A 12956-nucleotide genomic window follows, 5' to 3' on the forward strand; every position below is an offset into this window, starting at 1 on the left:
AGCAAAGCTTGCGATGAAATGAATCATAGCGCAAAAAGCGGCACACTTTGGTAAAATAAAACGATACAGTGTTTGACACCATCGGTCAGACTTAAAAACAGGGGGTACATAACAAAGCATGAAACGGATTATTGAAGTAGCCAAAGAAGCAGGAATCGAAGAAGAGCATCTGGAGACGTATGGAAAATATAAAGCGAAGCTGAATCCGTCCCTGTGGGAGCAGGTGAAGGATCGTTCGAACGGAAAGCTGGTGCTGGTCACGGCAATGAATCCGACTCCGGCGGGAGAAGGAAAAACACTAACGACCATTGGGCTGTCGCAGTCGCTAAATGCGCTGGGGCACAAGACCATAGCTGCGCTGCGGGAGCCGTCACTAGGCCCCTGCTTTGGCATGAAAGGGGGAGCAACCGGGGGAGGACAAGCCCAGATTGTTCCGGCCGAGGATATTAATTTGCATTTTACAGGCGATATTCACGCGATTTCGGCGGCGCATAATTTGCTGGCAGCGATGATCGATAATCATTTGTTTCATGGCAATGCTTTGCGCTTGAATCCGGAACGAATCATGTGGAAACGGGCTGTAGATATGAATGACCGGAGTTTGCGAAGTATAGTAACCGGATTGGGAACAGGGAATGGAGCGGTGAGAGAAAGCGGCTTTCTAATTACCTCCGCGTCGGAAGTGATGGCGGTATTGTGTCTGAGTGAAAATATCGACGACCTCAAAGTGCGCTTGGGTCGAATGGTCATCGGATATAACGAAGCAGGCGAAACGGTGACGGCTAAAGATTTGCAAGCCGTGGAAGGCATGGCTGTGTTGCTTCGGGAAGCATTAAAGCCGAATCTGGTGCAAACGCTGGAAGGAACACCCGTCATTGTGCATGGTGGGCCTTTTGCCAATATTGCGCACGGATGCAGCAGTCTGATCGGTACGAAGCTGGCGCTAAAGCTGGGAGAGGTGGTTGTGACGGAGGCTGGATTCGGGGCTGAGCTGGGGGCAGAAAAGTTTTTTGATATCAAATGCCGTCAGTCCGGTTTGCAGCCGGATGCGGCTGTGCTGGTCGTAACCGCCAAAGCGCTGAAATATAACGGTGGTGTAGCTAAAAATGAGCTGGACGCGGAAAATCTGGAGCATTTACAGCTCGGATTAGCCAATATGAATCGGCATGTGTGGAATTTGCAAAAATTCGGCGTGCCTGTATTGGTAGCGGTTAACCATTTTGTAACGGACAGCGAAGCCGAATTGGAACTGATTTTCGCGGAATGCCGCAAGCTGGGTGTACCCGCAGAGCTATCGCAGGTGTGGGCACAGGGAAGCCAAGGGGGAGAAAAGTTGGCTCAAAGTCTGCTAAATCTACTCGAAGAGGACAAAGCCCATTTTGCACCGCTGTACGATCATGCGCTTGATCTGCAAGCGAAAATTAGTGTCATTGCGAAGGAGCTTTACGGCGCGGCAGAGGTAGCGTATACTCCTGCGGCTAAACGGGCGTTGTCCGGTATGGAGCAGCTTGGCTTTGGACAATTGCCTGTATGCATGGCCAAAACGCCGTATTCTTTTTCAGATCAGCCGTCTCTGCTAGGCGCACCGGAGGGCTTTACGATCCACGTGTCCAGAGTGTCATTGTCCGCTGGAGCAGGCTTCGTGGTCGTGGAAACGGGCAACACAATGACCATGCCCGGTCTACCCAAATCCCCGGCAGCCGAGCATATGTCGCTGGAGCCGGATGGGAGCATTCAGGGGTTGATGTAATATTATTGCGAAAAATGTTAGGTGTTTTATGAGGAAGCACCGAGCAGCTTGGGCAGTGCGGTGAGCAGCTTTTGGCGGGTCATGGCATCGTTCCAATTCCAGCGGTCTGCTTCTACAAAATACACCTGGCCTTGACGCACAGCGGGTAGGCTGTGCCAGAGAGCGCTGTTCAGCATGTGATCCAACGTACGTTTGGAGTCTGGAGCAGTGGGAATGAGCATAAAAATACGGTCCCCGGCGTAGTCGGGGAGCTGGTTGGGCTCAATTTCCGCGAAGCCAAGTCTTTCGTCGAGAACCTTTTGGATCGGCTCAGCGGGCTGAAAGCCCTGCGGGTGGTAAAGAGCCGCCGAGAAGCCGGACATCCCCATCACAAATAGTCGATCACCATGATCGAAGATGAAGACGGAAGCCGTTTCTCCGACTGTAATTTCTGTGCCGAGTTGCTGCCACATGCCCAGATTACGGGTGGCGAAGGCAGACAGCCATTGTTCGGCTTCGCGTTCCTTGTCAAGCCATGATCCGAGCGTCCGCAGTCGTTCCTCCAGCGTGGCAAAGGAGTTGAAGGTGACGGTGGGCGCAATGCCGGCAATGCGCTCATATTCCTGTTCATCCGAATTGGCGATGATAATCAGATCGGGATCAAGCGCACGGGTCAAGCGTGTATCGAGTGGAAGACCAACATCAGCAACATGTCCCAGACGATGCTTATAGACGCTGTATTCACTGAATCGTAGACTTCCGCCGATGGCTTTGGCCCCTAGCGCGAACAGATCGCCCATCGTTTCTCCATGATAAATAATGCGGCTGGGGCGGCGTGGAATATGGATATGGTGGCCCGTCCAATCCTTGACGCGGACAGAACAGGGAATGTTAAGCGCGTATTGTCCGGGGGGAATCCCGGTCATTTGCCGAAAGCGGCGGTTAAAATAATATTCGTCAGAGAAACCAACTTGGCGGGCAATTTCACGTAAAGGCCGTTTGCATTCCAGCAGCAGCCGCTTGGCATGATTCAAGCGCAGCTCAGTGAGGTAATGCAGCGGCTTTTTGCCTGTCCTTTTGCGAAACATTTGCGAGTATTGCCATATGGAAACGTTCGCCTGTTCGGCAAGCTGCTTGACGGTCATTGGTTTCTCATAGTTTTTCTCCATGTAGGTAATGGTGGCCTCAACTGATGCTGGTAATGTCGGACAAGAATTATCCTTATCCTCTACATAGGTTGGGGATTCCTGCCACAATAGCAGTAACTCCTGCAACCTAATTTGCTGCCGCAACGCAGTAATGGGGTTATGCAGGTGTACCGGTTGATGGGCGCTATGGAATAGCTCTTCGGTCAACCGAATGGACTTGGAAGAAGAGGTAACGATATGCTCACGTGACCCCGACAGGAGAGGACCCTTATATATGGAAGGATTGCTATTTATATTTTCAATCAGAGCTGTGTCTGATCCTGATTCCGATGACATGACGATGACCTCGAACATGAGCTTGTAGTATTCGGGTACAGTTCCATCCAGGGGAGCGATTCGATAGGATTCACCGGGAGTTAGCCAATACCCATGACCCGCATGGAATAGACACTGCTCCGGACCAATGTTCACCATACCTGTGCCACCAATGAACATAAGCAAGCAGTGATATGGAACCGGGTGTGAAGAAGATGCAAATGCAGATGCTGAAAGACCGGAAGATTGTACTTCGGCAGGCCTGCGAACCAACTCAATCCCCTTGAAATGATAAAGCAACGAGTTGGGCGGAGGAGGAAATACAGACGACTGGGGCTGGTTCACAGTGTAACGCTCCTTTTATTGAGAATGGTTATCATATGTACATAAGTATACCTCCTTTTGGTTCAACAAAAAAGAAGCCTATCCACAAGTGTCGATAAGCTTCTATATCCTTATTTTATGAGCTTAGGTAATTCGTCCAGCAACCATTCCCGGGTAGTAGCATCGCTGTCGGTTTTGCTAATATCCTGAGCGTACACATGCCCCTGCTTGACGGCAGGAAGCTGGAGCCACAGCTTGCTTTTCATCAACTGTTTGGTGGATTGCTGGGCTTCCGAAATCGGAGAATTCAGAATAAAAATCCGATCCCCAGCGTATTGTCCGATCACTTCCTGGGATATCTGGACGAATCCTTTGTCCTCGTCCAGCGCCTTCTGAATAAGAGGGGTAGGCTTGAGACCATCCTTTTCATACAGTATTTGTGACAGCCCTGTCCGTCCCATCACGAACAAACGGTCACCGGGATAGTAGGTAAAGACCGAAGCGGTTTCCCCCGGCTTTACATCGTTCGCGCGAAGTTTGCTCCACATTTCGGCTTCCTTGATTTTGTACTGGGCAAGCCAGTCTTCGGCAGCTTTTTTCTTGTTTACCAGGTCTCCGAGATGCAGCAAACGCTCGTTCAGTGGAGCAAAGGTATCGAACATAATCGTAGGTGCGATTTTAGTTAATGCTGTGTATTGCTTTTCATCCGTATTGGCGGTAATGATCAGGTCGGGCTGTAGCTCCAACGCTTTTTCCAAGTTAATCGGAAACCCCAGATCGGCCACATTCTGAACCTGCTTCTCATACACCTTGCCCTCAATCATGGAAGTGGATGTGCCTACAGCCTGAACGCCCAAAACCAGCAGATCTCCATAGTTTTCTCCGAAATAGGCAATGCGTTGGGGAGCCGTGGGGATGTTTACCGTGTGTCCCCTATAGTCTGTGTAAGAGCGTGTTGCAGCCGCTTCTGAAGCCTTGGTAGATGCCGTCGTTCCTGCAGTGGGTGCTGTTGTGTTACTATTTGCAGCAGGTTTCTCCGAGGTGCCGCATCCCAACAGCAACGCTCCCATAAGAGAGAATAGGCCGAGCATAGTCGTATATTGTCGAGTGGATTTCTTATTGATCATGGTAACCTCCGTATGATTGATGGATTCAGGGTTGTGTAAATGAGAATTATTATCACAGAAGCAATGATAAGCGATGCACCTTCAATACTCAATGGACAAACTTGGTCACGGAATTCGATTTTGTACAAAATGAAGATGCACGAATAGAGCTGACACGTACCGCACCTTGTACTACAATTTGTCTCACGCAAAAAAGAGGCCGCTCTATAGTAGTTAAAACTACTTTTGAGCTAGCCCCATGTGCTTTTGTCTAATTAGTTATTTAATAAAGAGGAAATATTGTTTTCGCAGAAGTACAATTTATAAACTAAGAAACAGGGAATGGCCTCCACCGGATGGAAGGGGTTTGAAAATGCAAAATTTTATTATCAATTTGATCGTTTCAATGCTCCTGTTTGGCTTGTATTAGTAAGTATCATACCAACTATATTTGAAGCAGACAATGAATATACTATTGTGATTTCAGATGCAGAAGCAAAGGTTAAATATCTTATTGATCCTAATGGACATTATTATACGCCTCATACAAAAGGGATGGATTAACTGACGAAAAGTTTGATAAAATATGGGACAAAGATTCAGAAAACGAATAGTTCACGTGGCTTGCTCCTTGATAGTATAAAAGGGCAAGCTTTTTTCATATTGGCAAATCACTAAAAAATGCACATAAAAAACGGAGTAGGCGGAATGGTGCTGTACAAGCGAAGCGGTCGCTTTTGTCCCCGGATTTCTACCCTAATATAAGCTTTATTCAAGAAATCCAGGGGCGGTGGCGATGGGAAGCACCATCCGATTGCGCAGTGGCTCCAAATGTAACTATTTACTTTTAGTGCAGCTTATATAAAGTTTTTTGGAATGCACTCAATTTAACTTTGTACAAAACACAAACACACGGATAAGCCGGGCTGTCCCGGTTCTATCCGTGTGTTTTGTTCTGTCACAACGTCCTGTCTGGTCGCTCTACTTCTACTCCCGATCCGCAATAATCAACTGAATATCGTGCTCCCGCACATATTCCTGATACGTGTTATCTGGCATCGTGTCTGTGACGAGATAATGAATCTGATCCAGACTGCAATAGGTCATGAGCGCGTATTTGTCGAACTTATAGTGGTCCACCAGCAAGAAAACCTCCGAGCTTTTTTCGACCACTACCTGCTTGATCTCGCTCTCCAGGGGAGAGGAATTGGTGACCCCATTGGCAATGGAAATGCCGGTAGAAGCCATGAACGCTTTGTTAATGTTATAGGATTTTAAGAGTTCAATATTTTTGAAGCTGGCAAAAGATTTGGTTTTCCGCTCCAGCATACCGCCTGTCGAAATGACATTCAAACCCGGAAACGGGAAAGAGTCGATCATAAAATCAAAATTGTTAGTGATAATCGTCAGTTGCTTGTTTTTGAGAAATTCGATCATTTCCAGCGTCGTGGTTCCCGAATCTATGAAAATAATATCCCCGTCTTCCACATAGCTAGCCGCCGCTTTGGCGATGAGTGTCTTCTCCTGCTGGTGCCGTGTGATTCGGTCGTTAAAAGGCTCCAGTGTCGTATGATTAACCGCCACACCTCCATATACCTTTTTAAGCTCTCCACGTTCCACGAGTTCCTGAACATCGCGACGAATCGTATTTTTGGAAACATCAAATACATTAACTAACTCATCTAATGAAGCCGTCTGGTGCTCAAAAACATATTCCTGAATTTGTTTAATGCGTTTCGTCTTTAACATGTAAATCCACCTTTTAATTTGGTAAATGAGAGCGATTATTGCAATTGAACAGCGGTAAAAGATTCTCTTACATTCATTATAACAACATTTAACCAAAACTTAATCATTTTTTTGTCTTTTATGTTTATTTCGATATATATCCGTAATTTGGATAGATAAATTTATAAAAAATTCAAATTACGTATTGACTGAAAGCGCTTCAAATATTATGATGTTATCAGATTATGATCAAAACATAACAAAAAGATAACAAACAAACGATGAAAAGAGGGATGAACACCATGGTTTAGCACCCTTGTGAATGAATTTTGTCCCAATATAACCAAGAGCTTACTTCAGCATCAACCAAATAGCCGCAAGGAGGAACAATGTATGTCTGAAGCACGGAAACTGAAAAACTACATTAACGGAGAATGGGTAGAGAGCAAAACAACACGTTATGAGGAAGTATACAATCCAGCTACGAAAGAGGTTGTAGCACTGGTGCCGATTTCGACGCAGGAGGATACAGATTACGCGGCTGAGGTTGCGGCCCGTACCTTTGAACAGTGGAAGAAGGTTCCTGTTCCACGCCGTGCCCGCATTTTGTTCAATTACCAACAGTTGCTCATAAAGCACAAAGAAGAGCTGGCCCGCCTGATCACCATTGAGAACGGTAAAAATTTGTCCGAAGCGTTGGGTGAGGTTGGACGTGGGATCGAAAATGTGGAGTTTGCCGCTGGAGCGCCTACCTTGATGATGGGTGACTCGTTGGCGACAATTGCAACGGATGTGGAAGTGGCGAACTATCGGTATCCGATAGGAGCGGTTGGCGGCATTGCCCCTTTTAACTTCCCAATGATGGTACCGTGCTGGATGTTCCCGATGGCGATTGCGCTGGGAAATACGTTTATTTTGAAGCCTTCCGAGAGAACGCCGCTGTTAACTGAAAAGCTGGTGGAGCTGTTTACGGAAGCCGGACTGCCAAAGGGTGTATTTAACGTGGTGTACGGCGCTCATGATGTGGTCAACGGTATTTTGGATCATCCGCAGATCAAGGCGATTTCCTTTGTCGGCTCCAAGCCGGTAGGGGAATACATCTACAAGCGTGGTAGTGAAAATCTCAAACGTGTTCAGGCTCTTACGGGAGCGAAAAACCATACGATTGTGCTGAATGATGCGGATCTGGACGATACGGTGACGAACATTATAGCTTCGGCTTTTGGTTCAGCAGGTGAGCGCTGTATGGCATGCGCCGTGGTTACTGTGGAGGAAGGAATTGCGGACGCACTTCTAGCCAAGCTGACAGAAAAAGCAGGCAGCCTGAAAATCGGCAATGGGCTGGATGATGGGGTGTTCCTCGGTCCGGTCATTCGGGAAGAAAATCAGCAACGAACCATTCGCTACATTGAAAAAGGCATTGAAGAAGGAGCCACTTTATTGTGTGATGGGCGTGAACGTGTGTCGGACGAAGGCTTTTTTATCGGGCCAACGATTTTTGATGGCGTAACTACGGACATGACGATCTGGAAGGAAGAAATTTTTGCTCCTGTGCTGTCCATTATCCGTGTGAAGCATCTCCAGGAAGCGGTAGACATTGCCAACCAATCTGAATTTGCAAATGGAGCATGTATTTTCACTACGAATGCGTCAGCGATTCGTTATTTCCGTGAAAATATCGACGCAGGCATGCTGGGCGTAAATCTGGGTGTACCCGCACCGATGGCTTTCTTTCCTTTCTCGGGATGGAAATCCTCATTCTTCGGAACACTACCTGCCAACGGTAAGGATGGGGTAGAATTTTATACCCGCAAAAAGGTTGTGACAGCGCGGTATCCCAAGCCTGTTTTTGAGTGAGGGGGGAGTAGAGATATGAGTAAATTGCTGCGAAAACCAGGCACGAATAACGAAGCTCCAACAACTACACCAACTACGAAAACGGGGACCCTCGTCCATGATGTAACAGCGAGTAATTCGCCATTATCCTATATCGGTTTTAAAATCGTGGATTTGGCTCCGGGTGAAGTGTACGCCGAGGAACTGGGCAAAACGGAATGCTGTATTGTGGCGGTCACAGGCCGCATTCATGTTACCGCGCAGGGAGAAACTTATGAGAATATAGGCACGCGAACGAGCGTGTTTGAGAAAATACCGACCGATAGTGTGTATGTATCCAATGATAGTGCTTTTCAGGTGGAGGCGGTCACGCCAGCCCGGATTGCGTTATGCTACTCTCCTTCGACCAAGCAGCTACCGACCCGGCTCATTCGGGCTGCAGATAATCAGGTGGAGCATCGGGGGCAGTATCATAATCAACGCACGGTGCATAACATTTTACCGGATTCCGATCCGGGTGCGAACAGTCTGTTAGTGGTTGAAGTGTTCACGGATAGCGGAAACTGGTCCAGCTATCCTCCGCATAAGCATGACCGGGATCGTCTGCCAGATGAATCATTGCTGGAAGAAACCTATTATCATGAAATCAACCCGCCGCAGGGCTTTGTGTTTCAGCGTGTCTATACCGATGACCGTTCGCTGGATGAGACGATGACCGTGGAGAACGGCGATGTGGTCATTGTACCGAAGGGGTATCATCCGGTGGGTGTGCCGGACGGTTATACGTCCTATTATTTGAATGTCATGGCTGGACCGACACGTATTTGGAAGTTTCATAATGATCCTGCGCATGAATGGATATTGAAGCGTTAACCGGAGAGGAGAGAAACAGCCCGTGAAATATGAATTCAACAGTCCCACCGAGAGAGAATATGATCTGATTGCCATCGGTCGAGCTTGTATTGATCTGAACGCAACGGAATATAACCGCCCGATGGAAGAGACGATGACGTTTACCAAATATGTAGGGGGTTCCCCGGCGAATATCGCGATTGGGGGTTCCAGGTTGGGCTTGAAGGCCGGATTTATTGGCAAAATTGCTGACGACCAGCATGGACGTTTTATTGAAAAATACATGCGCGACACAGGCATTGATACCTCCAATATCGTGGTGGATCAGGAAGGGCACAAGACCGGGCTGGCTTTTACCGAAATTAAAAGTCCGGATGAATGCAGTATTCTGATGTACCGTCAGGATGTGGCGGACTTGTACCTGACCCCGTCCGAGGTGGATGAGGAATATATCCGCAAAGCCAAGCTGTTGCTCGTGTCAGGGACAGCTTTGTCCAAAAGTCCCTCCCGCGAGGCGGTGCTGAAAGCGGTAAGTCTGGCACGGAAAAATGACGTTAAAGTGGTGTTTGAGCTGGATTACCGTCCGTATTCGTGGGCCACACCGGAGGAAACGGCAGTGTACTACGCACTGGTTGCCGAGCAGTCAGATGTAGTCATAGGCACTCGTGACGAATATGACGCTTTGGAAAATCGAGCGGTTGACGGTGATCAGCAGGAGCAGGGAGAGCAAGCCAATGAGCAGACAATCCGCTATCTCTTCCAGCATGCGCCAGAATTAATCGTGATCAAGCATGGGGTCAAAGGCTCCTACGCTTATACCAACACAGGAGAAACGTTCAGCGGCCGAGCCTATAAGACGAAGGTTTTAAAAACCTTTGGTGCGGGCGATTCCTACGCCTCCGCGTTCCTGTATGCACTCTTGCGGGGCAAGGATATTGAAACGGCTCTTAAATTCGGCAGCGCCTCGGCTTCTATTGTGGTGAGCAAGCACAGTTCCTCCGATGCCATGCCGACAGCCACAGAGATCGAGCAACTGATCGCGGAGAATGAAGCCAAACAGTACAGATAGGAGGAGAGCAGACGATGCGAACAATTCGTTTGACGACCGCACAAGCGTTAATACGCTTTTTGAATCAGCAATACGTGCATATCGATGGCCGAGAGTTTCCATTTGTAGAAGGTATATTTAACATTTTTGGACACGGAAACGTACTGGGCATCGGACAGGCGCTGGAGCAGGAATCAGGTCACTTGAAGATTATTCAGGGGAAAAATGAGCAGGGCATGGCCCACGCAGCTATTGCATACAGCAAACAGCTACTGCGGCAAAAAATATACGCAGTCACGACATCCGTCGGACCGGGCGCAGCTAATTTGGTGGCTGCCGCAGGTACAGCGCTGGCGAATAACATCCCTGTGCTGCTGCTGCCGGGGGACACCTTTGCTACGCGCCAGCCCGATCCGGTGCTACAGCAGGTGGAGCAGGAGCACAGCGCAGCCATCACGACCAATGACGCGCTGCGGCCCGTGTCCCGCTATTGGGATCGCATCACCCGTCCCGAGCAGCTCATGTCCAGCCTGATTCGGGCGTTCGAAACGATGACGAATCCGGCCACGGCAGGACCAGCGACGATCTGTATTTCTCAGGATGTGGAGGGCGAAGCGTTCGATTACGAAGAATCGTTTTTTAGTAAGCGCATTCATTATATCGACCGCAAGCTGCCGTCCGAACGGGAATTACAGGGTGCGGCAGATATTTTAAAGGCGAGCGGCAAGCCCGTGATTCTGGTCGGCGGCGGTGCTAAATACTCTGAGGCACGCGAAGCTTTGATCGCGCTGTCCGAGCAATACCAGATTCCGCTGGTCGAAACACAGGCCGGGAAATCGACGGTGGAAAGCACGTTTGCAAACAACCTGGGCGGCGTGGGTATCACCGGAACGGCAGCAGCAAATGCGGCGGTGCGACAGGCGGATCTGATCATCGGGATTGGCACGAGATACACCGATTTTGCCACATCCTCGAAAACGGCTTTTGAGTGGGATACGACCCGGTTCCTGAATATCAATGTCAGTCGTATGCAAGCGTACAAACTGGATGCATTTCAGGTTGTCGCAGATGCCAAAACAACCCTGGAACAGCTTGGCTCCCGGTTGGAAGGCTACACAAGCACGTGGGGAGACACCATTTCACAGTTGAAGAAGGATTGGTTAGCCGAACGTGACCGTCTAAGTCAAGTAACCTTTAGTCGAGAAGGCTTTACACCAGAGGTGAAAAACCAGTTTACACAGGAAGTGCTAAATGAATATGCGGACGCTCTCCAGACCGAATTGCCGCAAACGACGGCTTTGATCGCAGTCAACGATACGATTGCGCCAGACAGTATCATCATTAGCTCAGCCGGATCTTTGCCAGGGGATTTGCAGCGCGTATGGAATCCAGCCGTCCCGAACACCTATCATCTCGAATATGGTTACTCCTGCATGGGGTATGAGGTATCCGGCACGTTGGGACTGAAATTGGCAGAACCGGATAAGGAAGTATACTCCATCGTAGGTGATGGCAGCTTCCTGCTGCTGCATTCCGAACTGATTACTTCGATTCAATACAATCAGAAAATCAACATTGTGCTATTCGACAATTCGGGCTATGGCTGTATTAACAATTTGCAGATGGAGCATGGCAGCGGCAGCTACTATTGTGAATTCCGTACACATGACAATCAGATTCTCAATATAGATTATGCCAAAGTAGCCGAAGGCTATGGAGCGAAGACTTACCGTGCCAATACGGTAGAGGAATTAAAAGCAGCGCTCGAAGACGCGAAAACCCAGACGGTTTCCACACTCATTGAACTGAAGGTGCTACCGAAGACAATGACGGACGGCTATGATAGCTGGTGGCATGTCGGTGTAGCCGAGGTATCCGATTCAGACGGCGTGCAGCAGGCGTATGAGGCCAAAGAGAAAAAGCTGGAAAACGCCAAACAATACTAGGAAGGAAGGTCTGGCTCATGTCTATTTTGTGGGGGATTGCCCCGATTGGCTGGCGCAATGATGATATACCGGAAATCGGGGCAGACAACACGCTTCAGCATCTACTTAGTGACATTGTCGTTGCCGGATTTGACGGAACTGAGGTGGGCGGTTTTTTCCCTGAACCCCAAATTCTGAATAAAGAATTGCAGCTACGCAATCTGAAAATTGCCGGACAGTGGTTCAGCAGCTACATCATTCGTGACGGTATCGAGGAAGCAGCGACGGCTTTCCACAAGCATTGTGCTTATTTGCAGCAGGTGCATGCCAGTGTGGCAGTTGTTTCCGAGCAAACATACAGCATACAAGGCACAGGCCGATGCGTCTTTTCCGACAAACCTTATTTTACAGATGAAGAATGGAGCCATTTGTGCCAGGGACTGAATGAGCTGGGCAGGATTGCAGAGCAATATCAGTTAAAGCTGGTATTTCATCATCATATGGGAACGGGTGTGCAGACACTGGAAGAAGTAGATCGTCTCATGGCAAATACTGATCCCATGCATGTACATTTGCTCTATGATACAGGCCATATTTATGTGTCAGACGGAGACTACTTGACGCTGCTGCATCGGCATATGGATCGTATTCAGCATGTGCATTTCAAGGATGCACGCAAGAAAGTGCTGGATAGCTGTAAAAAAGAGAAAAAATCCTTCCGTGACTCCTTCCTGATGGGCATGTTTACGGTCCCTGGCGATGGATGCATTGATTTCAGCAAAGTGTACGAAGTGCTATTGAAGCATCAGTACAGAGGCTGGATTGTTGTCGAAGCGGAACAGGACCCGGCGGTTGCGCACCCTCTGGAGTACGCGCTGATCGCTCGCAAGTATATTAATGAAGCTTTACTTGCTCACACTTTAGGGAAGACAGAGGAGAGGTGAA

The 12956-nt window shown here is 48.6% G+C and carries 10 protein-coding genes; 7 read left to right on the forward strand and 3 right to left on the reverse strand.

Annotated features, from left to right (window positions below; genetic code table 11):
• The first annotated feature begins 118 nt into the window (after window positions 1–118).
• Window positions 119–1750: a formate--tetrahydrofolate ligase gene (locus tag E0698_RS01500; protein ID WP_192510383.1), complete on the forward strand. Its 1632-nt coding sequence runs from the start codon at window positions 119–121 to the stop codon at window positions 1748–1750.
• A gap of 26 nt (window positions 1751–1776) precedes the next feature.
• Here E0698_RS01500 and E0698_RS01505 read toward each other — a convergent pair whose 3' ends face one another.
• The gene (locus E0698_RS01505; RefSeq protein WP_192510384.1) at window positions 1777–3537 is read right to left on the reverse strand and encodes a helix-turn-helix domain-containing protein; all 1761 of its coding nucleotides are present in this window, start codon (window positions 3535–3537) and stop codon (window positions 1777–1779) included.
• 110 nt (window positions 3538–3647) lie between these two features.
• Window positions 3648–4643 carry an ABC transporter substrate-binding protein gene (locus E0698_RS01510; RefSeq protein WP_134910725.1) on the reverse strand — a complete coding sequence of 332 codons (996 nt, stop codon included), beginning with the start codon at window positions 4641–4643 and terminating at the stop codon, window positions 3648–3650.
• Between the two features lie 321 nt (window positions 4644–4964).
• Between E0698_RS01510 and E0698_RS01515 the strand changes: the two genes are divergently transcribed.
• Window positions 4965–5186, forward strand: a complete 222-nt coding sequence (locus E0698_RS01515) for a hypothetical protein (RefSeq protein ID WP_238353818.1) — start codon at window positions 4965–4967, stop codon at window positions 5184–5186.
• A gap of 423 nt (window positions 5187–5609) precedes the next feature.
• On the opposite strand, the gene E0698_RS01520 is transcribed toward E0698_RS01515, so the two are convergent.
• The gene (locus E0698_RS01520) at window positions 5610–6371 is read right to left on the reverse strand and encodes a DeoR/GlpR family DNA-binding transcription regulator (protein WP_192510385.1); all 762 of its coding nucleotides are present in this window, start codon (window positions 6369–6371) and stop codon (window positions 5610–5612) included.
• 372 nt (window positions 6372–6743) lie between these two features.
• Here E0698_RS01520 and iolA point away from each other — a divergent pair, with 372 nt between their 5' ends.
• From iolA to iolE, 5 genes are read left to right on the forward strand one after another with little or no spacing between them, the layout of a single operon-like run.
• The gene (gene iolA / locus E0698_RS01525; RefSeq protein WP_192510386.1) at window positions 6744–8207 is read left to right on the forward strand and encodes a methylmalonate-semialdehyde dehydrogenase; all 1464 of its coding nucleotides are present in this window, start codon (window positions 6744–6746) and stop codon (window positions 8205–8207) included.
• A gap of 15 nt (window positions 8208–8222) precedes the next feature.
• Window positions 8223–9059: a 5-deoxy-glucuronate isomerase gene (iolB, locus tag E0698_RS01530; protein ID WP_192510387.1), complete on the forward strand. Its 837-nt coding sequence runs from the start codon at window positions 8223–8225 to the stop codon at window positions 9057–9059.
• A gap of 22 nt (window positions 9060–9081) precedes the next feature.
• Window positions 9082–10107 (forward strand): 5-dehydro-2-deoxygluconokinase, encoded by a 1026-nt coding sequence (iolC, locus tag E0698_RS01535; RefSeq protein ID WP_192510388.1) that lies wholly within the window; start codon window positions 9082–9084, stop codon window positions 10105–10107.
• Between the two features lie 14 nt (window positions 10108–10121).
• Entirely contained in the window at window positions 10122–12032 is a 1911-nt protein-coding gene (gene iolD, locus E0698_RS01540; protein ID WP_192510389.1) for a 3D-(3,5/4)-trihydroxycyclohexane-1,2-dione acylhydrolase (decyclizing), read from the forward strand.
• A 17-nt stretch (window positions 12033–12049) separates the two neighbouring features.
• A complete protein-coding gene (iolE, locus tag E0698_RS01545; protein ID WP_192510390.1) occupies window positions 12050–12955 on the forward strand; it encodes a myo-inosose-2 dehydratase in 906 nt (301 codons plus the stop codon).
• Window position 12956: the final 1 nt, after the last annotated feature.

The sequence above is a fragment of the Paenibacillus sp. 23TSA30-6 genome, from assembly GCF_014858585.1.
GTDB lineage: Bacteria > Bacillota > Bacilli > Paenibacillales > Paenibacillaceae > Paenibacillus.

What these genes read in the sequence shown, in the direction of transcription:
- iolE (WP_192510390.1), top strand. Translation starts at nt 12,050, where the DNA reads ATGTCTATTTTGTGGGGGATTGCCCCGATTGGCTGGCGCAATGATGAT.
- iolD (WP_192510389.1), top strand. Translation starts at nt 10,122, where the DNA reads ATGCGAACAATTCGTTTGACGACCGCACAAGCGTTAATACGCTTTTTG.
- iolA (WP_192510386.1), top strand. Translation starts at nt 6,744, where the DNA reads ATGTCTGAAGCACGGAAACTGAAAAACTACATTAACGGAGAATGGGTA.
- E0698_RS01515 (WP_238353818.1), top strand. Translation starts at nt 4,965, where the DNA reads ATGGCCTCCACCGGATGGAAGGGGTTTGAAAATGCAAAATTTTATTAT.
- E0698_RS01520 (WP_192510385.1), bottom strand. Translation starts at nt 6,371, where the DNA reads ATGTTAAAGACGAAACGCATTAAACAAATTCAGGAATATGTTTTTGAG.
- iolB (WP_192510387.1), top strand. Translation starts at nt 8,223, where the DNA reads ATGAGTAAATTGCTGCGAAAACCAGGCACGAATAACGAAGCTCCAACA.
- E0698_RS01510 (WP_134910725.1), bottom strand. Translation starts at nt 4,643, where the DNA reads ATGATCAATAAGAAATCCACTCGACAATATACGACTATGCTCGGCCTA.
- E0698_RS01500 (WP_192510383.1), top strand. Translation starts at nt 119, where the DNA reads ATGAAACGGATTATTGAAGTAGCCAAAGAAGCAGGAATCGAAGAAGAG.